The 22,429-nt window shown below is 70.3% G+C and carries 19 protein-coding genes; 2 read left to right on the top strand and 17 right to left on the bottom strand.

What is annotated here, in order from left to right:
- Positions 1-51: 51 nt before the first annotated feature.
- The 9 genes from tpiA to Q9R33_RS14915 form a co-directional block, all read right to left on the bottom strand.
- Positions 52-843, bottom strand: coding sequence for a triose-phosphate isomerase (tpiA, locus tag Q9R33_RS14875; protein WP_310249703.1), 792 nt, complete (start codon positions 841-843; stop codon positions 52-54).
- The gene (locus Q9R33_RS14880) at positions 834-2,048 is read right to left on the bottom strand and encodes a phosphoglycerate kinase (RefSeq protein ID WP_311294245.1); all 1,215 of its coding nucleotides are present in this window, start codon (positions 2,046-2,048) and stop codon (positions 834-836) included. Before Q9R33_RS14880 ends, tpiA begins: the two co-directional genes overlap by 10 nt.
- Before the next feature lie 8 nt (positions 2,049-2,056).
- The gene (gap, locus tag Q9R33_RS14885) at positions 2,057-3,067 is read right to left on the bottom strand and encodes a type I glyceraldehyde-3-phosphate dehydrogenase (RefSeq protein WP_056367153.1); all 1,011 of its coding nucleotides are present in this window, start codon (positions 3,065-3,067) and stop codon (positions 2,057-2,059) included.
- Positions 3,068-3,170: 103 nt separating this feature from the next.
- The gene (locus tag Q9R33_RS14890) at positions 3,171-3,797 is read right to left on the bottom strand and encodes a superoxide dismutase (protein ID WP_056367152.1); all 627 of its coding nucleotides are present in this window, start codon (positions 3,795-3,797) and stop codon (positions 3,171-3,173) included.
- A gap of 221 nt (positions 3,798-4,018) precedes the next feature.
- Entirely contained in the window at positions 4,019-4,996 is a 978-nt protein-coding gene (whiA, locus tag Q9R33_RS14895) for a DNA-binding protein WhiA (RefSeq protein WP_056367151.1), read from the bottom strand.
- Between the two features lie 69 nt (positions 4,997-5,065).
- Positions 5,066-5,947: an RNase adapter RapZ gene (gene rapZ / locus Q9R33_RS14900; RefSeq protein ID WP_056367150.1), complete on the bottom strand. Its 882-nt coding sequence runs from the start codon at positions 5,945-5,947 to the stop codon at positions 5,066-5,068.
- A 61-nt stretch (positions 5,948-6,008) separates the two neighbouring features.
- Complete coding sequence (uvrC, locus tag Q9R33_RS14905) at positions 6,009-7,940, bottom strand: excinuclease ABC subunit UvrC (RefSeq protein WP_311294246.1); 1,932 nt, start codon at positions 7,938-7,940, stop codon at positions 6,009-6,011.
- A gap of 5 nt (positions 7,941-7,945) precedes the next feature.
- Positions 7,946-10,897 carry an excinuclease ABC subunit UvrA gene (uvrA, locus tag Q9R33_RS14910; RefSeq protein WP_396654110.1) on the bottom strand — a complete coding sequence of 984 codons (2,952 nt, stop codon included), beginning with the start codon at positions 10,895-10,897 and terminating at the stop codon, positions 7,946-7,948.
- An 82-nt stretch (positions 10,898-10,979) separates the two neighbouring features.
- A complete protein-coding gene (locus Q9R33_RS14915; RefSeq protein ID WP_311294247.1) occupies positions 10,980-11,423 on the bottom strand; it encodes a MarR family transcriptional regulator in 444 nt (147 codons plus the stop codon).
- Between the two features lie 43 nt (positions 11,424-11,466).
- On the opposite strand from Q9R33_RS14915, the gene Q9R33_RS14920 reads away from it, so the two are divergent.
- Positions 11,467-11,721, top strand: a complete 255-nt coding sequence (locus Q9R33_RS14920; RefSeq protein ID WP_056367147.1) for a hypothetical protein — start codon at positions 11,467-11,469, stop codon at positions 11,719-11,721.
- Positions 11,722-11,734: 13 nt separating this feature from the next.
- Here Q9R33_RS14920 and uvrB read toward each other — a convergent pair whose 3' ends face one another.
- The 3 genes from uvrB to coaE all read right to left on the bottom strand — a co-directional run bounded on the left by uvrB (position 11,735) and on the right by coaE (position 15,216).
- Positions 11,735-13,816, bottom strand: coding sequence for an excinuclease ABC subunit UvrB (gene uvrB, locus Q9R33_RS14925; RefSeq protein WP_056367146.1), 2,082 nt, complete (start codon positions 13,814-13,816; stop codon positions 11,735-11,737).
- 81 nt (positions 13,817-13,897) lie between these two features.
- Positions 13,898-14,566 carry a hypothetical protein gene (locus Q9R33_RS14930; RefSeq protein WP_056367145.1) on the bottom strand — a complete coding sequence of 223 codons (669 nt, stop codon included), beginning with the start codon at positions 14,564-14,566 and terminating at the stop codon, positions 13,898-13,900.
- Positions 14,567-14,592: 26 nt separating this feature from the next.
- Entirely contained in the window at positions 14,593-15,216 is a 624-nt protein-coding gene (gene coaE, locus Q9R33_RS14935) for a dephospho-CoA kinase (protein WP_311294248.1), read from the bottom strand.
- A gap of 502 nt (positions 15,217-15,718) precedes the next feature.
- Between coaE and Q9R33_RS14940 the strand changes: the two genes are divergently transcribed.
- Positions 15,719-16,462: a response regulator transcription factor gene (locus tag Q9R33_RS14940; RefSeq protein WP_311294249.1), complete on the top strand. Its 744-nt coding sequence runs from the start codon at positions 15,719-15,721 to the stop codon at positions 16,460-16,462.
- Positions 16,463-16,492: 30 nt separating this feature from the next.
- On the opposite strand, the gene Q9R33_RS14945 is transcribed toward Q9R33_RS14940, so the two are convergent.
- From Q9R33_RS14945 to rpsA, 5 genes are all read right to left on the bottom strand, one after another.
- A complete protein-coding gene (locus Q9R33_RS14945; protein ID WP_056367143.1) occupies positions 16,493-17,659 on the bottom strand; it encodes a hypothetical protein in 1,167 nt (388 codons plus the stop codon).
- Positions 17,656-19,329: a cell wall metabolism sensor histidine kinase WalK gene (locus tag Q9R33_RS14950; RefSeq protein ID WP_056367142.1), complete on the bottom strand. Its 1,674-nt coding sequence runs from the start codon at positions 19,327-19,329 to the stop codon at positions 17,656-17,658. Before Q9R33_RS14950 ends, Q9R33_RS14945 begins: the two co-directional genes overlap by 4 nt.
- A 99-nt stretch (positions 19,330-19,428) precedes the next feature.
- On the bottom strand, positions 19,429-20,100 hold the full coding sequence (locus Q9R33_RS14955) for a hypothetical protein (protein ID WP_311294250.1): 672 nt from the start codon (positions 20,098-20,100) through the stop codon (positions 19,429-19,431).
- A gap of 102 nt (positions 20,101-20,202) precedes the next feature.
- On the bottom strand, positions 20,203-20,712 hold the full coding sequence (locus tag Q9R33_RS14960; RefSeq protein WP_311294251.1) for a GIY-YIG nuclease family protein: 510 nt from the start codon (positions 20,710-20,712) through the stop codon (positions 20,203-20,205).
- Between the two features lie 181 nt (positions 20,713-20,893).
- A complete protein-coding gene (gene rpsA / locus Q9R33_RS14965; RefSeq protein WP_056367139.1) occupies positions 20,894-22,342 on the bottom strand; it encodes a 30S ribosomal protein S1 in 1,449 nt (482 codons plus the stop codon).
- Between the last annotated feature and the right edge of the window lie 87 nt (positions 22,343-22,429).

Raw genomic sequence — 22,429 nt, forward strand, 5'->3', positions numbered from 1 at the left:
CGTGTAGGCCGGCGGGCGGTGAGGAATCCTCACCGCCCGCCGGCCGCGGGGTCAGACCCCGACGTGCTTCTGGTAGCGGATGATCGCGGCGAACTCGTCGACGACGAGGCTCGCACCGCCGACCAGGGCGCCGTCCACGTCGGGTTCGCGCATGAAGCTCGCGATGTTCGCGGACTTCACCGACCCGCCGTAGAGCACGCGCGTGCGCGCTGCAGCGTCTGCACCGAGCTTCTCGCCGATGACCTCGCGGAGCTTGGCGCACACGTCCTGTGCCTGCTCCGGCGTCGCGGCCTGTCCCGAGCCGATGGCCCAGACGGGCTCGTAGGCGACGACGATGTCGGCGTCGGCCTTCAGCCCTTCGAGTGCGACCGACAGCTGGCTGACCGGCACGGCGCTCGCGCCGAACTTCTCCAGGTCCTCGCTGGTCTCGCCGACGCAGATCACGGGCACGAGGCCGTGCTTGAGCGCGGCCTTGACCTTCGAGCCCACGACCTCGTCGGTCTCGTCGTGGTACTGCCGACGCTCGGAGTGGCCGATGATGACGTACTTCGCGTCGAGCTTCGCCAGGAACGCACCCGAGATCTCGCCGGTGTACGCACCCGAGTCGTGCGCCGACAGGTCTTGCGCGCCGAGGGCGAACGGGATCTTGTCGGCATCGAGCAGCGTCTGCACGGTCCGCAGGTCGGTGAAGGGCGGGAACACCGCGACCTCGACCGATCCGTCGTCGTGCTTGGCGTCCTTCAGGGTCCAATGCAGCTTCTGCACGAACGCGACCGCCTGCAGGTGGTCGAGGTTCATCTTCCAGTTGCCCGCGATGAGCGGGGTGCGGCCTGCTACTGCCATCCGAGGACCTCCAGTCCGGGGAGCTTCTTGCCCTCGAGGAACTCGAGGCTGGCGCCGCCGCCGGTCGAGATGTGACCGAAGGCGTCGTCGGCGAATCCGAGCTGGCGGACGGCCGCGGCGGAGTCGCCGCCGCCGACGACCGACAGGCCGTCGACCTCGGTGAGAGCCTGCGCGACCGCCTGGGTGCCCGCCGCGAACGGCGCGAGCTCGAACACGCCCATCGGGCCGTTCCAGAACACCGTCTTCGAGTCGCGCACGAGCGCCGCGAACCGCTCGGCGGTGTCGGGACCGATGTCGAGTCCGAGGCCCGCTGCCCCGAACGCCGTGTCTTCGATGCCGTCGGCGGGCGTCACCACGTGCTCCGCGTCGGCGCCGAACTTCGAGGCGACGACGACGTCGGTCGGCAGCACGAGCTCGACGCCCGACTCCTCGGCGCGCCGCATGTACTCGCGCACGGTGTCGAGCTGGTCGGCCTCGAGGAGGCTCGAGCCGACCTTGTGGCCCTGTGCCGCGAGGAAGGTGAACAGCATGCCGCCGCCGACGAGCAGACGGTCGACGCGCGGCAGCAGGTGGTCGATGACGCCCAGCTTGTCGCTGACCTTCGAGCCGCCGAGCACGACGGTGTACGGCCGCTCGGGGTTCTCGGTCAGGCGGTCGAGGACGTCGACCTCCTTCTCGATGAGGAAGCCGGCCGCCGACGGGAGCAGCTCGGCGAGGTCGTACACCGACGCCTGCTTGCGGTGCACGACGCCGAACCCGTCGGAGACGAGGACGTCGCCGAGCGTGGCGAGCTCCTCCGCGAACGCGCGACGGGTCGCGTCGTCCTTGGCGGTCTCACCCGGGTTGAAGCGGAGGTTCTCGATGATCGCGACGTCGCCGTCCTCGAGGGCGGCGACCGCCTCGCGGGCCGACTCCCCCACCGTGTCGCGCGCGAACGCGACAGGCTTGCCGAGGAGCTCCGAGAGGCGCTGGGCGACCGGCTCGAGGCTGTACTTCGGGTCGGGAGCGCCGTCCGGGCGGCCGAGGTGCGAGCAGACGATGACGCGGGCGCCCTGGTTGATCAGGGAGTTCAGCGTGGGGAGCGTGGCCCGCACACGGCCATCGTCCGTGATGATCCCGTCCTGGAGAGGAACGTTCAGATCAGCACGGACGATGACGCGCTTGCCGGCCAGCGAACCCAGCGAATCGAGGGTGCGCAGAGCCATGGCGGTGGTTACAGGCTCTCGGCGACGTACTCGGTGAGGTCGACGAGGCGGTTGGAGTAGCCCCACTCGTTGTCGTACCAGGCCGACACCTTGACCAGGTTGCCGCTGACGTTCGTGAGCTCCGCATCGAAGATCGACGAGTGCGGGTTGCCCTGGATGTCGCTCGAGACGATCGGGTCCTCGGTGTACTGCAGGTACCCGGCGAGGCGGCCGTCGGCGGCCGCAGCCTTGTAGGCGGCGTTGACCTGCTCGACCGTGAGGCCTTCGGTCGGCGTGACGATGGTGAGGTCGACGATCGAGCCGGTGGGAACCGGGACACGGTACGACGAGCCGCTCAGCTTGCCGTTGAGCTCGGGCAGCACGTGGCCGATCGCCTTGGCGGCACCGGTCGAGGCGGGGACGATGTTGATCGCCGCGCCGCGCGCGCGACGCAGGTCGCTGTGCGGGCCGTCCTGCAGGTTCTGGTCGGCGGTGTAGGCGTGCGCCGTCATCATGAAGCCGCGCTCGATGCCGAAGGCGTCGTTGAAGACCTTCGCGAGGGGTGCGAGGCAGTTCGTGGTGCACGAGGCGTTCGAGATGATGACATGGTTCGCGGGGTCGTAGTCGCCCTCGTTCACGCCCATCACGACGGTGACGTCGTCACCTGTCGCGGGAGCCGAGATGAGGACCTTCTTCGCGCCACCCTCGACGTGCTTCTTGGCGTCAGCCGCCTTGGTGAAACGGCCCGTGGACTCGATGACGATGTCGACGCCGAGCTCGCCCCAGGGCAGGTTCGCGGGGTCGCGCTCTTCGAAGACCTTGATCTTCTTGTCGCCGACGGTGATCGAGTCCGCGTCGTACGAGACCTCGGCGTCGAGCACGCCGCCCACCGAGTCGTACTTGAGCAGGTGCGCCAGCGTCTTGTTGTCGGTGAGGTCGTTCACCGCCACGATGTCGAGGTCCGCGCCCTGCGCGAGAGCCGCGCGGAGGTAGTTGCGTCCGATTCGGCCGAAGCCGTTGATGCCGATCTTGACAGTCACGGAGTTTCTCCTGAGATGTGTCGTGCGCGAATGCGCGGTTGTTGCGATGCGAACGAGGACAACGGCGTCCCGGCGGGCTGCCCCGCCGGGACGGCCGCGCTAACTAGGACAGTACCAGCAGGCCGGAGGTCTTCTGGCGGGCGGCGTCGAGGCGCTGGGCGACGTTCTGCCAGTTCGCGATGTTCCAGACGGCCTTGACGTAGTCGGCCTTCACGTTGAGGTAGTCGAGGTAGAAGGCGTGCTCCCACATGTCGAGCTGGAAGATCGGGATCGTGCCCTGCGCGGTGTTGCTCTGCTGGTCGAACAGCTGCTGGATGATGAGCTGCTCGCCGATCGGGTCCCAGCTGAGGACGGCCCAGCCGGAACCCTGGATCCCGTTGGCCACGGCGGTGAAATGCGCCTGGAACTTGTCGAAGCCGCCGAAGAACTCGTCGATGGCTGCGCGCAGCTCGCCTTCCGGCTCGCCGCCGCCCTCGGGCGACAGGTTGGTCCAGAAGATCGAGTGGTTGACGTGACCGCCGAGGTGGAACGCGAGGTCCTTCTCGAGCTTGTTCACGTTCGCGAGGCTGCCGGTCTCGCGCGCCTCGGCCAGCTGCTCCAGCGCGGTGTTCGCGCCGGTCACATACGCCTGGTGGTGCTTGCTGTGGTGCAGCTCCATGATCTTGCCGCTGATGTGCGGCTCGAGTGCGGCGTAGTCGTAAGGGAGGTCGGGCAAGGTGTACTTCGCCATGTTCTCTTCTTCCTGTCGGCGCGCGCCGAAGTCCCCGGCGCAGCGAGGGTGACGGATTTCATCCTACTGAGCGGCAACACCCGCGAGGCGGGGTTGCTTCCGTCTGTGACGTGTGGAAGACGGGAAGACGGTCCCCACGCCCCCTCCACGCATCGCTTCGCGCTGCGCGGAGCCTCGGGCGCGTGGGCCCAGCCGCGGCCCGCGGCATCCGTGCGGCGCTGTCAGTCCTCGATACCGGCGGGAACGGCTGATTCGGTGCCCGGAAGCCCCTCGGCCTCGGCCTTCTTGTCGGCCATCGCGAGGAGGCGGCGGATGCGGCCTGCGACGGCGTCCTTCGTGAGCGGCGGGTCGGCGTGGTGGCCGAGCTCGTCGAGGCTCGCGTCGCGGTGCGCGAGACGCAGGTCGCCCGCCTGACGGAGATGGTCGGGCACCTCGTCGCCGAGGATCTCGAGTGCGCGCTCGACCCGCGCGCAGGCGGCGACGGCGGCCTGCGCCGAGCGGCGCAGGTTGGCGTCGTCGAAGTTCACGAGCCTGTTGACGCCCGCGCGCACCTCGCGGCGCTGGCGCATCTGGTCCCACTCGCCGGCGGCGCGCACGGCGCCCATGGCGGCCAGGGCGGCGCGGATCGCCTCGCCCTCGCGCACGACGACGCGCGGGATGCCGCGCACCTCGCGCGCCTTGCCGGCGATGCCGAGCCGGTGGGCGGCGCCGACGAGCGCCATCGCGGCCTCAGACGACGGGCAGGTGATCTCCAGCGCAGCCGAGCGGCCCGGGTCGCTGAGCGTTCCGGCGGCGAGGAACGCGCCGCGCCAGATGGCAGCGAGGTCGCCGCGCGACCCGGTGGTGAGCTTGTTGGGAAGGCCGCGGACCGGGCGGCGGCGCTGGTCGAGCAGGCCGGTCTGACGGGCGAGCGTCTCGCCGCCCTCGATCACGCGGACGGCGTAATGACTGCCCGTGCGTGCACCCGATCCCTGCACGTGGACGAGCTCGGGGCGCACGCCGTAGAGCTCCATGAGGTCGCGGGCGGTGCGGCGAGCGAGGATGTCGGAGTCCAGCTCGGCCTCGACCGCGACGCGGTTGGCGATCGAGTGCAGGCCTCCCGAGAATCGCAGCAGTGACGTGAGCTCCGCCACCCGTGCCGTAGGGCGCGGGTCTCGCACGGTGATCAGCTCGGCCTTCACGTCAGCGGTCAGCGACACGGGTCTCCTTCATGGGTCTTGCGGGAACGACCGTCAAGCCTACCCGGCCGCTCCGGCCGGGCGGGCTCGTCACTCGCGTCCGAGATCGCGATGCGTCACGCGGACGGCGACGCCGGGAACGCTCGCGAGGCGCTGCGCGAGCTCGCGCACCATCACGACCGAGCGGTGCTTCCCGCCGGTGCAGCCGATCGCGACGACAGAGTGGCTCTTGTTCTCGCGCTGGTACCCCTCGAGCACGGGACGCAGCGCGGCGCTGTACGCGTCGAGGAACTCCTCCGCGCCCTCCTGGCCGAGGACGTATTCGCGCACCTCCTCGTCCTCCCCCGTGAACGGGCGAAGACGCTCGTCCCAGAACGGGTTCGGGAGGAACCGCATGTCGGCCACGATGTCGGCGTCCGGTGGCAGCCCGTACTTGAAGCCGAAGCTCTGGAGCGTCACCGTGTGCCGGGCCGCGCCCTCTTCGCTGAAGAGGTCGGCGACCTTGGTGGCCAGCTGGTGGATGTTGTACGACGACGTGTCGATGATGACGTCGGCACTCTCACGGACGGCCGCGAGGCGCGCACGCTCGCGACGGATGCCGTCGAGGATCGTGCCGTCGCCCTGCAGCGGATGCGGGCGCCGCACGGCCTCGAAGCGCCGCACGAGCACCTCGTTCGAGGCATCCAGGAACAGCACGCGGATCTGGCGGCGCTCGCGGAGCGCGCGCATCGCGTCGGGAAGGTCCGAGAAGAGGTCCCGTCCGCGCACGTCGACCACGACGGCGACCCGGGGCAGCACTCCCCCGGCGAGCTCGGTGAGGTCGAGCAGCGGCTTGAGCATCTGCGGGGGGAGGTTGTCGACGACGTACCAGTCGAGATCCTCCAGCGCGTTCGCCGCGGTGGACCGCCCGGCGCCCGACATCCCCGTGACGATCAGCACTTCTCCGACGTCCTGACGTGTCGCCTCGCCCATGACCACCCCCGTCCCGACAAGCCTAGTCATACCGGACGGCCGCTCGTCGGCACGACGGGCGCTATGACGCGTCGGAAAGCGCGGCCGGCTGCGCGAGGTGGGTGTGGACGGCCGACGCGAGCTTGGGGCCGACGCCCGGAAGCTCGGCGATCTCCTCCGGCGTCGCCTTCTTCAGCGCCGACACCGACCCGAAGTGACGCAGCAGCGCCTTGATGCGCGCCTCGCCGAGGCCCGGCACCTCCGCGAGCACGCTCTGGATGTCGCGGCGGCGGCGCTTGCGCTGGTGCGTGATCGCGAAGCGGTGGGCCTCGTCGCGCAGCCGCTGCAGCAGGTACAGGGCCTCCGACGTGCGAGGCAGGATGACGGGGTACTCCTCCCCCGGCAGCCACACCTCCTCGAGGCGCTTGGCGATGCCGCACAGCGCGATCTCCTCGTGGCCGGCATCGCGGAGCGCCCGCGCCGCCGCCTCGACCTGCGGCTTGCCGCCGTCGACCACCAGCAGCTGCGGGCGGTAGGCGAAGCGCGGGCGGCGCCGCTCGGTCACGACCTCGCCGTCCGCGGTCGGGTCGGGTGCAGCCTCCGGCTCGTTCTCCTCCGGACGATCGAGGTACGCGAGCCGGCGTGTGAGCACCTGGTAGAGCGAGTCGGTGTCGTCGGTGGTCTCGGCGACGCCGAACGAGCGGTACTGGTCCTTGCGGGGCAGGCCGTCTTCGAAGACGACCATCGATGCGACGACGTTCGTGCCGCTCAGGTGCGACACGTCGAAGCATTCGATGCGCAGCGGCGCCTCGACGAGGTCGAGGGCCTCCTGCAGATCGGTGAGCGCCTGGCTGCGGGCGACGTAGTCGCTGGTGCGGCGGGTCTTGTGGAGCATCAGCGCCTGCTGGGCGTTGAGCGTGGCGGTGCGCATGAGGTCGGCCTTGCGGCCGCGCTGGGCGATCTGGATGGTCACGGCCTTGCCACGGCGCCCACGCAGCCACTCCTCGAGGTCGGCAGCGTCGTCGGGCATCGCCGGCACGAGCACCTGCTTCGGGATGTCGGCGCCTGCGGCGTTGCCGTATGTGCGCTGCAGGACCTGGTCGACGAGTTCGCCGCCGGTGATGTCGAGCTCTTTCTCGATCGTCGTCGCGCGCACACCGCGCACGCGGCCGCCGCGGATCACGAAGTGCTGCACCGTGGCGGCCAGCTCGTCCTCGGCGATGCCGAAGAGGTCGGCGTCGGTGTCCGCGGCGAGCACGAGCGCGCTGCGGTTAAGCACGGCGTCGATCGACTGCAGCCTGTCGCGATAGACGGCGGCCGCCTCGTAGTCCATCGCGGCAGACGCCTCGCGCATGCGCGCGGTGAGCTCCCGGGTGAAGCGCTGATCGCCCCCCGACATGAAGGCGATGAAGTCGTCGACGATCGCCCGGTGCTCCTCGATGGTGACCTTCATCGAGCACGGCCCGCCACAGCGGCCGATCTGCCCGGGGAAGCACGGCCTCCCGGTGGCCATCGCCTTCTTGTACGACGAATCGCTGCAGGTGCGGATCGGGAACACCCTGATCATCAGGTCGATCGTGTCGTGCACGGCCCACACCTTCGGGTACGGGCCGAAGTACTTCGCCCCCGGGATGCGGCGGTTGCGTGTCACGATGACGCGCGGCGCCTCGTCGGCGAGCGTGATCGCCATGAACGGGTACGACTTGTCGTCCTTGTAGCGGACGTTGAACGGCGGATCGAACTCCTTGATCCACTGGTACTCGAGCTGCAGCGAGTCGACGTCGGTCGCGACGACGGTCCATTCGACGGACGCCGCGGTCGTCACCATCCGCCGCGTGCGCTCGTGGAGCGTGTGCAGCGGCGCGAAGTAGTTCGACAGCCGGGCGCGAAGGTTCTTCGCCTTGCCGACGTACAGCACACGTCCGTCGCGGTCGCGGAAGCGGTAGACCCCGGGATTCGTCGGGATCTCGCCCGGCTTCGGCTTATACGGGACGGTGGGAGCGGAGCGCGCCATGCGGCTCAGCCGGCCTTGCGGGCCTCGACGAGCTCGGTGACCGCGTGCGTCGGGGCGCGAAGCCCCAGCACCTCGGCGAGGAACGCGCCGGTGTGGCTGCCCTCGGCGCGCGCGACCTGCTCGGGCGTGCCCGTCGCGATGATCTGCCCGCCACCGGCGCCGCCCTCGGGCCCGAGGTCGATCACCCAGTCCGACGACTTGATGACGTCGAGGTTGTGCTCGATGACGATGACGGTGTTGCCCTTGTCGACGAGGCCGTTGAGCACCTCGAGGAGCTTGCGCACGTCTTCGAAGTGCAGACCCGTCGTGGGCTCGTCGAGCACGTAGATCGACCGGCCGTTCGTGCGCCGCTGCAGCTCGGTCGCGAGCTTCACGCGCTGCGCCTCGCCGCCCGAGAGCGTCGTGGCCGACTGGCCGAGCCGCACGTAGCCGAGACCCACGTCGACGAGCGTCTTCAGGTAGCGGTGGATCGCCTGGATCGGCTCGAAGAACTCCGCCGCCTCGGCGATCGGCATCTCGAGCACCTCGGCGATGTTCTTGCCCTTGTAGTGCACTGCCAGGGTGTCGCGGTTGTACCGCTTGCCGTGGCAGACCTCGCAGTCGACGTACACGTCGGGCAGGAAGTTCATCTCGATCTTGATCGTGCCGTCGCCGGAGCACGCCTCGCAGCGGCCGCCCTTGACGTTGAAGCTGAACCGGCCCGGCTGGTAGCCGCGCACCTTGGCCTCGGGGGTCTCGCTGAACAGCGTGCGGATCCGGTCGAACACCCCGGTGTAGGTCGCCGGGTTCGACCGCGGCGTGCGGCCGATCGGCGCCTGGTCGACGTGCACGACCTTGTCGAGGTTGTCGAGCCCGGTCACGCGCGTGTGCTTGCCGGCGACCCGGCGGGCGCCGTTGAGACGCGTCGCGAGGACCTGGTACAGGATGCCGTTGACCAGCGAGGACTTGCCCGAGCCGCTGACCCCGGTGACCGCGGTGAGCACGCCGAGCGGGAAGTCGACCGTGACGTTCTTGAGGTTGTTCTCGCGCGCGCCGACGACCGTCACCTGACGCTTCTTGTCGATCTTGCGGCGCTTCTTCGGAGTGGGGATGGAGCGGCGGCCCGACAGGTAGTCGCCGGTGATCGAATCGGGGTCGGCGAGGAGCTCGCCGATCGGGCCGGAGTGCACGACCTCACCGCCGTTGACGCCCGCGCCGGGGCCGATGTCGACCACCCAGTCGGCGGCGTGGATCGTCTCCTCGTCGTGCTCGACGACGATGAGCGTGTTGCCGAGGTCGCGCAGCGCCACGAGCGTCTCGATGAGGCGGCGGTTGTCGCGCTGGTGCAGGCCGATCGACGGTTCGTCGAGCACGTACAGCACGCCGGTGAGGCCCGAGCCGATCTGGGTCGCGAGCCGGATGCGCTGCGCCTCGCCACCCGAGAGCGTCGCCGCGGCACGGCTCAGGCTCAGGTAGTCGAGGCCGACGCGGATGAGGAAGTCCAGCCGGAGGCGGATCTCGCGCAGCACCTGCGCGGCGATCGTCGCCTCGCGCTCGGTGAGCGTCAGCTGGGCGAAGTACTCACGCGCCTCGCCGAGGCTCAGGCGCGAGGCATCCGCGATGGAATGCCCGTGCACCTGCACGGCCAGCACCTCGGGCTTGAGCCGGGCACCGTCGCACACGGGGCACGGCACCTCGCGGAGGTACTCCGACCAGCGCTGGCGCTGCGTGTCGGACTCTGCCTGCGTGTACTGCCGCTCGATGTAGGGCACGACGCCCTCGAAGCCCGACGAGTACCGCATCTCGCGGCCGTAGCGGTTCTTCCACTTGACCGTGACCTTGTAGTTCTCACCGCGCAGCACCGCCTCGCGCACCTCGGACGGGAGGCGCTTCCACGGCGTGTCGAGCGAGAAGGCGAGGTCAGCTGCGAGTCCCTCGAGCAGGCGCTCGTAGTACTGGAAGAGTCCCTTGCCCTGCGTCGTCCACGGGATGAGGACGCCCTCGCGGATCGACAGATCCTCGTCACCGAGCATGAGCTCGACGTCGACCGACATGCGTGTCCCGAGGCCCGAGCACGCGGGGCACGCGCCGAACGGCGCGTTGAAGGAGAACGTGCGCGGCTCGATCTCGGTGAGCTGCAGCGGGTGGCCGTTCGGGCACGCCAGCTTCTCGGAGAAGGACTGCCACGCGGCATCCCCCTCTTCATCGACGAAGTTGACCTGCACGACGCCGCCCGCGAGCGACAGCGCGGTCTCGACGGAGTCGGTGACGCGGTCCAGGATGCCGGGAGCCGCGACGAGACGGTCGACCACGACCGCGATGTCGTGCTTGTAGCTCTTCTTGAGCGCGGGCGGCTCGGCGAGCTGGATGAGCTCGCCGTCGACGATGGCCCGGGCATACCCCTTCGCGCCGAGCTCCTTGAAGAGGTCGACGAACTCGCCCTTCTTCTGGGTGACGACGGGGGCGACGATCTGGTAGCGCGTGCGCTCGGGCAGCTCCATGAGCTGGTCGGCGATCTGCTGCACCGTCTGGCGTTGGATGACGGCGCCGCACTCGGGACAGTGGGGCACGCCGATGCGCGCCCACAGCAGACGCATGTAGTCGTGGATCTCGGTGATCGTGCCGACCGTCGACCGCGGGTTGCGGTTCGTGGACTTCTGGTCGATCGACACGGCGGGACTCAGGCCCTCGATGAAGTCGACGTCGGGGCGATCGACCTGGCCCAGGAACTGCCGCGCGTACGCGCTCAGCGACTCGACGTAGCGGCGCTGGCCCTCGGCGAAGATCGTGTCGAACGCCAGGCTCGATTTGCCCGAGCCCGAAAGGCCGGTGAAGACGACGAGCGAATCGCGCGGGATGTCGAGGTCGACATCCTTGAGGTTGTGCACGCGGGCACCGCGGACGCTGAGCTTTCCGCTGGTACCGCCGACGGAGTTCCCGGGCATGTTTGCGGGCAGGGCGACAGGGACGATGGGCACCCGACAAGTCTAGGTGGGGCCTCCGACACGGGGGCTGGGAGCCGTTCGCCGTGGGCGAAGACGCGGTACCGAGTGGCCCGGATCAGCGGGCGCCGGCGAAGGGCTGCAGCGCGTCTCGGAGCGCCAGGAGCGCCGCGGCATCCGTCCCCACGCTCGCCATCACCTTGCCGGGAACCTCCAGCGCCTGCCCGCGCAGACGCCGGCCGGCCTCCGTCAGGCGGACGTCGAGCACGCGCTCATCGTCGTCGCGACGCGACCGGGTGACGAGGTCCTGCGCCTCGAGGCGCTTCACCAGGGGCGAGAGCGTCGCCGGCTCCAGGGCGAGCTCGGCGGCGAGCTCGCGCAGCGAGCGGGGCGACCGCTCCCACAGCGAGAGCATCACGAGGTACTGCGGGTGCGTGAGGCCGAGCGGCTCGAGGATCGGCCGGTAGAGCCCGACGACGTTGCGCGCCGCGGTCACCAGCGCGAAGCACACCTGGTTGTCGAGCTTGAGCAGGTCGTCGGGGCTGAGTTCGGCATCCGTCACGAAGTGATCCTATCGTCCACTAATCGTTAGTACACTAAGGAACATGCCAGACACGGATGCCCCGACCCCCGCCCGTCGCCCGCTCCGCGAGCGCGTGCGCGAAGCCGGCGGCTGGTACGCGTTCCTCAATGCGAACCTCATCCGCGTCGCCGGTCCGGCCGCCGTCGGCCCCTACGAGACGACTCCCCCGCCGAGCCAGGCGGAACGGGCCGAGCGCGCGTGCCCGCTCTGCGGCGCGCCCATCTCGCAGCACACGTTCGACCGCTCGGGGCCGAAGCCCCTCATGCACTGCCCGTAGCGACGTCGCAGGGTCAGGCGTGGCCCGCGCGCTCCATGGCGCGCAGCTCCTTCTTGAGGTCCTGCACCTCGTCGCGCAGCCGCGCGGCGAGCTCGAACTTCAGTTCCCCCGCCGCTGCCAGCATCTGCTGGCTGAGGTCGGCGATGGTCGCCTCGAGCTGCTCCGCCCCCTCGGCCGCGATGCCCTCGCGTCGCAGCTGCGGGGTCGGGCTCTTGCCGACACCGGACTTGGTCTTCGCCGCCGCCTTGCCCCGCAGCATGCGATCCGTGTCGGACGCCTCGCGCGCGAGCACCTCGGTGATGTCGGCGATGCGCTTGCGCAGCGCCTGCGGTTCGATGCCGTTCGCGGTGTTGTACGCGATCTGCTTCTCGCGACGCCGATCGGTCTCTTCGATGGCCTTGGCCATCGAGTCGGTCACCGTGTCGGCGTACATGTGCACCTGACCCGAGACGTTGCGGGCCGCGCGACCGATCGTCTGAATGAGCGAGGTGCCGCTGCGGAGGAATCCCTCCTTGTCGGCGTCGAGGATCGACACCAGCGAGACCTCCGGCAGGTCGAGGCCCTCCCGCAGCAGATTGATGCCGACCAGCACGTCGTAGACGCCCGCTCTGAGCTCGCTGAGCAGCTCCACACGGCGCAGCGTGTCGACGTCGGAGTGCAGGTAGCGCACGCGCACGCCGTGCTCGCCGAGGAAGTCGGTGAGCTCTTCGGCCATCTTCTTCGTGAGCGTCGTGACGAGGACGCGCTCGTCGCGCTCGACGCGGAGGCGGATCTCTTCGAGCAGGTCGTCGATCTGCCCCTTCGACGGCTTCACGACGATCTGGGGGTCGACGAGACCCGTCGGGCGGATGATCTGCTCGACCACGCCGTCGGCGATGCCCATCTCGTACCGGCCCGGAGTCGCCGACAGGTACACCGTCTGCCCGACGCGGTCTTTGAACTCGTCCCACCGCAGCGGCCGGTTGTCGAGCGCGCTCGGCAGCCGGAAACCGTGCTCGACGAGGGTGCGCTTGCGCGACGCGTCGCCCTCGTACATCGCCCCGATCTGCGGGACGGTGACGTGGGACTCGTCGATCACCATGAGGAAGTCGTCGGGGAAGAAGTCGAGCAGCGTGTGCGGCGGCTCGCCCGGCGCGCGCCCGTCCATGTGGCGCGAGTAGTTCTCGATGCCCGAGCAGAACCCGAGCTGCTGCAGCATCTCGAGGTCGAAGGTCGTGCGCATGCGCAGGCGCTGCGCCTCGAGCAGCTTGTTCTGCGACTCGAGCTCCTTCAGCCGATCGGCGAGCTCGTCCTCGATCGTGCCGATCGCCCGCTGCACCGTCTCGGTGCCGGCGACGTAGTGCGACGCCGGGAAGATCGGCACGCTGTCGAGCCGCTGCACCACATCGCCCGTGAGCGGGTGGAGCATGAACAGCGCCTCGATCTCGTCGCCGAACATCTCGATGCGGATCGCGTACTCCTCGTAGACCGGGATGATCTCGATGGTGTCGCCGCGCACACGGAAGTTGCCGCGCGAGAAGTCCACGTCGTTGCGGTTGTACTGCATCGCGATGAACTTGCGGATGAGCGCGTCGCGGTCGTAGACCTCCCCCACCTGCAGCGCCACCATGGCGCGCAGGTACTCGTCGGGCGCACCGAGGCCGTAGATGCACGAGACGGTGCTCACCACGATGACGTCGCGGCGGCTGAGCAGCGAGTTGGTCGTCGAGTGGCGCAGCCGCTCGACCTCGGCGTTGACCGACGAGTCCTTCTCGATGAAGGTGTCGGTCTGCGGGACGTACGCCTCGGGCTGGTAGTAGTCGTAGTAGCTGACGAAGTACTCCACCGCGTTGTGCGGCATGAGCTCGCGGAACTCGTTCGCCAGCTGCGCGGCCAGGGTCTTGTTGTGGGCGAGCACGAGGGTGGGCCGCTGGACGGCCTCGACGAGCCACGCCGTCGTCGCCGACTTACCGGTGCCCGTCGCGCCGAGCAGCACGACATCGGTCTCGCCGGCGTTGATGCGCGCCGCCAGCTCGGCGATCGCCTGGGGCTGGTCGCCCGACGGCGCGAATTCGCTCACGACCTCGAAGGGCCGCACGGATCGAGTGGTCTGCACCAATCCAGCGTAGGCGCGACCCCCGACATCGGGGCGGCGTTCGCGACGAGCGGATGCCTCGGCCCCCGGTGCGTGCGGGACTCAGCCGCCGAAGCCCCCGCCGCCGTCGAATCCTCCGCCGAAGCCGCCGGCGTCGAATCCGCCGCCGGAACCGCCCCCGTCGAACCCGCCGCCGCCGTCGAAACCGCCACCACCGCCGTCGTAGCCGCCCGAGCCGGGGTCGTACGTGTCGCCGATCCAGGCGGGGCCGTCGCCCAGCTGCAGGGATCCGGCGCCGACGGTGTAGTACGCGGCCACCGAGCTCGACAGCAGGAACTGGTTCGCCACGATCGCCAGCGCGCCGGCGTTCACGAGCATCGAGCGCACGTCGACGTCGTCGCGCGGGTCGCGGTCGAGGGCCCCGACCGCCGTGCGGGCCGGGTCGGTCGCGGCCTGGGTCGCGGCATCCGCCCCCCGGCTCTCGGCCCGGCGCGCCTTGTGCTCCTCGGCACGGCGGACGAGCCGGGCGATCACGGTGGGGTCCTCCGCGGCCGCGTCGCGTTCGGAGTCCGCGAGGAACGGCCGCAGCTGCTCGAACATCTCGCGCCGGCGCTCGGGCGGCACGTCGGCGAAGGCCGACGCGTGGGCGCTCTCGATCACGGACGCGGGCAGGGTGTTGAGGAGATAGACGTAGCGCGCGATGCGCTCCTCCTCGGTCGTCGCACCGTACGGCGTCTTGCGACGACGGCGGAACCTCGAGAACACGGCCATCGGAACCTCCTCGATCCGTCTCCAGACTACGAGCGCCCGGCGCGCTGCGCGACGTGCGCGTCGAGCGACTCCCACAGTTCGTCGACCTGGCGCCGAGTGCTCTCGAGCGAGCCCGCGGTGTCGATGACGACATCGGCGATCCGCAGGCGGGCCTCGTCGGGCACCTGCGACGCGAGGCGGGCCGTCGCGTCGGCCTCGGTCATGCCGCGCAGCTCGACGAGGCGCCGGAGGCGGACGTCCTCGGGCGCGTGCGCGACGACGATGAGCTGCCAGGGGTCGTCGACGCGCGCCTCGACGAGGAGCGGGACGTCGTAGACGACGACCGCGTCCGGATCCGCGGCGAACGCCTTCTCGAAGCGACGCGCGGACTCGGCGCGGACGGCGGGGTGGACGATCCGGTTGAGCTGTGCGATCGCCGCGTCGTCGCCGAACACCCGGCCGCCGAGGGCGGCGCGGTCCAGGGTTCCGTCGGGGCGCAGCATCCGTTCCCCGAAGGTCTCGGCGATCGCGGCCAGCACGGGCGAGCCGGCCTGCTGCACCTCGCGGACCAGCTGATCCGCGTCGACGACGACCGCGCCGTGCTCGGCCAGGCGACGGGCGATCGTGGACTTTCCGGAGGCGATGCCTCCGGTGAGGGCGACGAGCGGCATGGTTCGAGCATGCCACGCCGCGCCGGAACGGAGTGTCGACGGCGCCCGCAAGCCTGCGCGGTTCCTGAGGCGGGCCTGAGCAGGCGTTGAGGCACCGGAGGTAGCCTCGGGGCACCCGAAGGACAGATCAACCCGTGTGGCACTGGGGAGGGCGGGAGATGAGCGCCGGACGCGACATCGTGGCGACCGACGTGACTCCGCCCCGCTGCACCAGCCCGATCATCCTGAGGTACGGACGGGCCGCACGCGTGGGGACGACAGCGGCCCGAGTCCGTGCACGGAGGACGCGCGCAGGGCGGGATATGGGGATATCTCCCGCCCTACGCGCGGTCCGCCTGACCGGCGGGGCGACGGGCGCACGCGAGCAGAGCTCCACGGCCTGCCCCGCCTACGGTCGCGTCCTGTGATCGACGGCCTGCCGCACCCGTTCCGCGTCGCGTTCTGGGATATCATGACCGACGTCCAGGGTCCGTCGACAGCACCGGACCCGGAGGGTGCATCGGTGGAAGAAGCGCGCGTCGCGGTCGTGATCGAGGATGAAGCGGACATCCGTTCTCTCCTGTCGACCGTGCTCGCCCAGGCGGGCTTCGAGGTGCACGGCGCGGCCAACGGCGCGGACGGCGTCGAACTCGTGCGCGAGCACCGGCCGCTCGTGACCACGCTCGACGTCAACATGCCGGGCATGGACGGCTTCGAGACCGCCAAGCGCATCCGGGCGATCAGCTCCACGTACATCGTCATGCTCAGCGCCCGCACCGAGGAGATCGACGCGCTCCAGGGCCTCGAGGCGGGGGCCGACGACTACGTCGCCAAGCCCTTCCGCCCTCGTGAGCTGCGTGCCCGGATCGACGCCATGCTGCGCCGGCCGCGGCATGTCGCCCCCGCCGACCTCGACGCCGTGAGCGAGAACGGGCCGCCCGACGGCGTGTGGCTCGAGCACCACGGGCTGCGCCTGAACGCCTCGACGCACCTCGTCACCGTCGACGATCAGGACGTCGAGCTGACGCGCAGCGAGTTCGACATCCTCGCCGACCTGCTCGTGGCGGGCCGGCGCGTGCGTGCGAAGTCCGATCTCGCCCTGATGCTCCGCGGCGACCAGTACGCGGTGAGCGACTTCGTGTCCGACAGCGACGCCCGCGCGATCGAGGTGCACATGGCGAACCTCCGGCGCAAGCTCGGCGAGTCGCCCGCACAGCCGCGGTGGATCGAGACCGTGCGCGGCGTCGGCTATCGACTCACCGCCTGACGCACGCGACGCGACGGCGGGCGGATGCCGCTACTCGCCCTCGTCGACGAGCACAGACGTCTCGACGTTCGCGGCTGCGCGGCTCGCCGCCTCGCGGGCGACACGGATGAGCTCGGCGGGTTCGTACCCGGCTGTCTCGCTGAGCGCGACGCCGACGCCGACCACCGGGATCACTCCCCCGCCGACCTTGCCGAGGTCGTCGAAGAGACCTCGGTAGATCGCGCCCGCCTGCCGGCGCGCCTCCTGCGCGGACGAGACCGCCAGACCGACCACCAGCCCGGTATGGCCGTCCTGCCCCACGACGGCGTTCGTCGGCGCGTGGTGGCGCACGCCGGTGCGCCACGTCGCCGCCAGCGCCCCGGCGACGTCGCTGCCGAACGCGGTGGAGATCTGGTCGAGGTCGTCCAGGCGCACAGCGGTCACCGCGATCGGCTCGAAGCGGCGCTCGGCACGCCGGCACATGCCCTCGAGCACGACGGCGAAGGAGCCCTCGGTGAGGATGCCCTGCTCCTCGTCCACAGCCTGGGTCTCGCGCAGGTAGCCGCGCATCGGGGCACGGCTCGCCCGGAGCACCGAGGTCACGACGACGGCCACGATCGTGAGTGTCACGGTGAGGTAGCTGGTGCTGATCGTGCCGAACGCGGTCTGGAACAGCGCGCTGTCGGGGCCGGAGGTCACGAAGGCCGTGGTGCGCGACACGTAGTACAGCGACTGGAACCCGAGGACCGCCCCGAGCACCCACGCCGTGCGCGACTCCCGCATGTCGCCGCGGAGGCACTCGACAGCCCCCGCACCGGCGAAGGCGAGCAGCGGCACGAACATCCACAGCGCGCCCGCCCAATCGCCGCCGCCCTCCCCCTCGATCGCGACCGCCGCAGCCGACGCGGCCACCGCTGCGGCGACGAGGATCGCCGACCATCGCATGTCGCGCCCGTTGAAGCGGCGGCATCCCAGCCACATGCAGCCGGTGCCCGCGACGAACGCCGCGTTGCCGACGGCGATGGCCCACCACGCGCCTTCCGACTGCACCCAGATCGTGTACGCGAGGGTGGTGAGCATCGCCGCGAGGAACGCGATCGACCAGATGCGCCCCGCGCCCTCGTCCCGTCGCAGCAGCGTCTCGAGGATGAACAGCACGCCGCTGACGTTGACGACCAGCGCGGTCATGAGGAGCACGCTCGCCAGATCGAGGGTCATCCTTCTTCTCCTTCCGGGCCGATCGCGGGCAGCTTCACGATGAAGGTCGACCCGACGCCGGGCGCGCTGTGCAGCGCAAGCTCGCCACCATGCGCGCGCACGATGTCGCGGGTGATGGCCAGGCCGAGGCCGGTGCCCGACCTGCGCTCGCCGCCCGCCTTGTAGTAGCGCTGGAACAGCCGCGAGCGGTCGGCGTCAGAGATGCCGACGCCGGTGTCCCGCACCAGGATCCAGCTCGACGTGCCGTCCGTCGTCGTGCCGACGAACACGGTGCCGCCGTCCTTGTTGTAGGCGATGGCGTTCGACACGAGGTTGTCGACGACCTGCCGCAGCCGCAGCGGGTCGGCCCATGCGGTCGCCGGTTCGAGGCCCGTCTCGTCGATCGTGATCGCCCGTGCGGCGGCCCGCGGGAGGGCATCGGCCGCCGCGCCGCGCACGAGGTCTCGCGCATCGAGGAGCTGAGGGGCGAGGGATGCCTCGACCGACGACGGCGACGAACTCGATGCCGCGAGGATGTCGGCGACGATGCGCAGCAGCCGCTCGGCGTTGCGCTCGGCCACGTCGAGGCTGGCGCGCACCGCGTCGGGGGTGTCGGGATCCTCGATGGCCAGGTCGAGGTAGCCGAGGATCGAGGTGAGCGGGGTCCGCAGTTCGTGCGACACCGAGGCCACGAGGTCGTCGCGCGCGCGGAGGGCGCTGAGCTCGGCGGTCACGTCGCGCGAGACGACCACCGCACCCGCGTCGCCGCCGTCGGGGTCGATGAGGCGTCGCGCCGTGATCGTGAGCGCGCGACGCGGTCCGGGCTCCGCCCCGAACCACACCACCTGGTCGTCGAACGCCTCCCCGCGGCGCGCGCGCTCGAGGGGGAACTCGTCGGGCGGCAGCGGCGAGGTGCCGTCGTCACGGAATGCCGGCACCTCGATGCCGTCGGGGTCGAGCTCGAATCCCTGCAGGAGCTTGCCGTGGGCCTCGTTCGTGACCGCGACCCGGCCGCTCGCTCCCATGCGGACCACGCCGAAGTCGACGGCGTCCAGCACCTCCGTGACGACCTGCTCCTGGCGCCGGGTGCGCGCGAGCACGCTCGCCAGCAGCGCAGACTGCTTGGCCAGCAGCATCCGTTGCGCATCCGACCTGCGCGCGTTGAGGTGGCTGGTGGCGGCGACGGCGACGATCACCAGCGGCAGCAGGAACGTCCGGTACGTGACCTCGGTGGCGCTGAGCGCCGTGAGCACGCTGACGATGCCCGCGATGGCCACGATCACGCCGAAGAGGCCGAGCAGCCCGAATCCGCCGGCGAGCCACGTCGCGGGGAAGATCCACAGCAGACCCAGCACCGTGTCGGGCGCGGCGACCTGCATGAGGGTGATGGCGACGATGTCGACGGCGGGGACCACCGCGACCCACCCGTACCGCAGTCGGCCCCAGGGCACCACGAGCGTGGCAGCCGTCACCGCGACGACGAGGACGACCCCGAGGAAGAACAGCACCGGCTCGCCGCCGAACGGCCCGATCGCCACGAGCACACCCAGCACGAACACCACCGCGGTCAGCAGCAGCTGGTTGAGCATCGCGGTGCGGCCACGCGTGCGGTCGGCTCCCTCCGGCGCGGTCCCGCCCGTGCGGGAGGGAGCCGCGGGCGCACCCGGCTCGCCCGGCGTCGCGGCGGTCATACCGCGACGGTAACGGATGCCGCGCCCCTGTGCCCGAACGGCGCGCTCGCCGCCGCCCACCGGGCGCGTGAACGCGGGGCCGGATCCGCGGGTGCGGGATCAGAATCCGAAGTCGCCGAAGTCCCCGAATCCGCCCATGTCGCCGGCCGCGGCGTCGCCGCCCCAGCCCGAGCCCGGGTCGCCGCCCCACCCGGCCCCGGAGTCCGCGCCGGCGTCCGCGGCACCGGTCTCGCCGGAGCCGCCGTCTGCACTGGAGCCGCCGTCGGCGCTGGAGCCGTCCTCGTAGCCCTGGTCGGCGGCGAAGCCGGGCGCGAGGAACGAGCTCACGAGGGCCGAGCCGATGACGTAGCCGACCACCGTGCCGAGGATCGAGGAGCCGAGCATCGAGCCGATGGAGGGGCCCTGGCGCTGGGGGCCCAGCGTGCGCTCCATGAACCCGGGGTTGGTGTACTCGGCGCGGGTCGCCGCGCGAGCCATCGCCTGCGGATCGGTCGAGCGCGGCTGCTCCTGCGGAGGCAGTCCCGCCGAGAGCTCGGCGAGCACCTGCTGGCGCTGGGGCTCCGTGAGCCTCGCGAAGGCCTCGGCGTGCACCTGCTCGATCGTCTCGGGTGGCGCGGTCTTGAGCAGGTAGCGGTAACGCTCGATCGCGATCTCGTCCTCACTCCGGGGCGGCTGCACGCCCGGCCCCTGGGCGCCGTAGCGGTTCTGCGGGACGGGCGGCGGCTGGCGCGCGTCATCCGTGCTTCCGAACAGTCGGTCGAGGAATCCCATGTGCTGCTCCGTCGTCTGCGAGTGCGAATGGATCCTCACGCTAGGCGCGTTTCCTCGGAAGGCGCTGGAGGATCCGCCGCGGTTCTCGCAGAGCGTACAGCGTCACCCGCGCGCCGCGAGCGTCTCGCTCAGCCACCGCGCGTGGAGCTGCCACGGATCGTCGACGCCGGCGGCGAGCACGGCGATGTGCGCGGTGAGCGCGTCGGAGCGGCGGAACCACTCCGTGCCCGGGAACCGGTCGGCCGCGAACTGCACGTGCCGACGCTGCTCGAGCGCGCGACCGCCGCGCTCGAACGCCAGCAGCTCGTCATGCCAGATGGCGCCGAAGCGCTGCCGCGGGTTTCCGCTCGTCCCGATCTTCACGCGGTCGTCGTAGCGCAGGTAGTACACGACGTCGACGCGCGGTGGCGCGATGTCGTCGTCGGGCAGGTCGCCGTAGCGCCACTCGCACACCGCGCACAGCCAGCCCGAGGGGTAGCGGACCCCCAGCCGCGAGCCGCACAGGCGGCACGGCGAGGGCAGCGCGTCGGTGACGCCGTACTGGGCGTCCGCCCACTCCCCTGCCGCCGCGAGGTGCACCTCGCACAGCGCGACCGGCGCATCGGCAGGCACGGGGCCGCGGCATCCGTCGTCGTCCACAAGACATCGAGAGGCGGGAGGAATCACGGGCACACGGCGACCGTACCTGCGACCTCCGACGCCCGCGATACGCGAAAGGCCGCCACCCCGCCGAAGCGGTGGTGACGGCCTTTCGAACCAGACGGTTCAGCGAACCAAGCGGCTCAGCTCAGGATCAACGACCCGAGAGCTTCTCGCGCAGAGCGGCGAGTGCCTCGTCGTCGGCCAGCGTGCCCACGGGGCTGCTGTCGGACGAGAAGCTGGACGAGCCGGTCTCGACGGGAGCGTTCGCCTCGGCCTCGAGGGCCTTGATGACGGCAGCCTTGTGGGCCTCCCAGCGAGCGTGGGCTGCAGCGTACTCCTGCTCCCACTTCTCGCGCTGCTCGTCGAAGCCTTCGAGCCACGCGTTGGTCTCGGGGTCGAAGCCCTCCGGGTACTTGTACTCGCCGTGCTCGTCGTACTCGGTGACCATGCCGTAGAGGGCCGGGTCGAACTCGGTGCCGTTGGGGTCGACCGACTCGTTCGCCTGCTTGAGCGAGAGCGAGATGCGGCGACGCTCGAGATCGATGTCGATGATCTTGACGAAGACCTCTTCGCCGACCGACACGACCTGCTCGGCGAGCTCGACGTGCTTGCCCGACAGCTCCGAGATGTGCACGAGGCCCTCGATGCCGTCCGCGACGCGCACGAACGCACCGAACGGAACGAGCTTGGTGACCTTGCCCGGCGCGACCTGACCGATCGCGTGGGTGCGGGCGAAGACCTGCCAGGGGTCCTCCTGCGTCGCCTTGAGCGACAGCGAGACGCGCTCGCGGTCGAGGTCCACCTCGAGGATCTCGACGGTGACCTCCTGGCCGACCTCGACGACCTCGGACGCGTGCTCGATGTGCTTCCACGAGAGCTCCGAGACGTGGACGAGACCGTCGACGCCACCGAGGTCGACGAACGCACCGAAGTTGACGATCGACGAGACCGTGCCCTTGCGGACCTGGCCCTTGTGGAGGTTGTTGAGGAACGTGGTGCGCGACTCGGACTGCGTCTGCTCGAGCAGGGCGCGGCGCGACAGCACGACGTTGTTGCGGTTCTTGTCGAGCTCGAGGATCTTCGCCTCGATCTCCTGGCCGAGGTACGGCGTGAGGTCGCGGACGCGGCGGAGCTCGATGAGCGATGCGGGGAGGAAGCCACGCAGGCCGATGTCGACGATCAGACCACCCTTGACGACCTCGATCACGGAGCCGGTGACCACACCGTCGTTCTCCTTGATCTTCTCGACGTCGCCCCACGCACGCTCGTACTGCGCGCGCTTCTTCGAGAGGATGAGGCGGCCTTCCTTGTCCTCCTTCTGGAGAACGAGGGCTTCGACCTCGTCGCCGACCTTGACGACCTCGTTGGGGTCGACGTCGTGCTTGATGGAAAGCTCACGCGAGGGGATGACGCCCTCGGTCTTGTAACCGACGTCGAGGAGCACCTCGTCGCGGTCGATCTTCACCACGGTGCCCTCGATGAGGTCGCCGTCGTTGAAGAACTTCAGGGTCTTCTCGACCGCGGCCAGGAAGTCCTCGGCAGATCCGATGTCGTTGATCGCGACCTGCTTGGTGGCCGGGGCGGTCGTTGCGGTAGTCATGTAGTGGGTTGTCCTTGTTGGGGTTGGGTGTCGGGCCCCGGCTTTCAGCGGCTCCCCCGCGCGAGCGCGAACGGATGCCTCGAACCG

The organism is Microbacterium sp. PRC9 (genome assembly GCF_031844125.1).
Classification (GTDB): Bacteria; Actinomycetota; Actinomycetes; order Actinomycetales; family Microbacteriaceae; genus Microbacterium.

Coding starts and splice junctions, on each gene's coding strand:
- rapZ (WP_056367150.1), bottom strand. CDS start 5,947: ATGGGCGAGGCGACACGTCAGGACGTCGGAGAAGTGCTGATCGTCACG.
- Q9R33_RS14920 (WP_056367147.1), top strand. CDS start 11,467: ATGCCAGACACGGATGCCCCGACCCCCGCCCGTCGCCCGCTCCGCGAG.
- rpsA (WP_056367139.1), bottom strand. CDS start 22,342: ATGACTACCGCAACGACCGCCCCGGCCACCAAGCAGGTCGCGATCAAC.
- uvrC (WP_311294246.1), bottom strand. CDS start 7,940: ATGGCGCGCTCCGCTCCCACCGTCCCGTATAAGCCGAAGCCGGGCGAG.
- Q9R33_RS14880 (WP_311294245.1), bottom strand. CDS start 2,048: ATGGCTCTGCGCACCCTCGATTCGCTGGGTTCGCTGGCCGGCAAGCGC.
- coaE (WP_311294248.1), bottom strand. CDS start 15,216: ATGCCGCTCGTCGCCCTCACCGGAGGCATCGCCTCCGGAAAGTCCACG.
- Q9R33_RS14945 (WP_056367143.1), bottom strand. CDS start 17,659: ATGACCCTCGATCTGGCGAGCGTGCTCCTCATGACCGCGCTGGTCGTC.
- Q9R33_RS14955 (WP_311294250.1), bottom strand. CDS start 20,100: ATGGGATTCCTCGACCGACTGTTCGGAAGCACGGATGACGCGCGCCAG.
- tpiA (WP_310249703.1), bottom strand. CDS start 843: ATGGCAGTAGCAGGCCGCACCCCGCTCATCGCGGGCAACTGGAAGATG.
- Q9R33_RS14930 (WP_056367145.1), bottom strand. CDS start 14,566: ATGGCCGTGTTCTCGAGGTTCCGCCGTCGTCGCAAGACGCCGTACGGT.
- Q9R33_RS14950 (WP_056367142.1), bottom strand. CDS start 19,329: ATGACCGCCGCGACGCCGGGCGAGCCGGGTGCGCCCGCGGCTCCCTCC.
- Q9R33_RS14890 (WP_056367152.1), bottom strand. CDS start 3,797: ATGGCGAAGTACACCTTGCCCGACCTCCCTTACGACTACGCCGCACTC.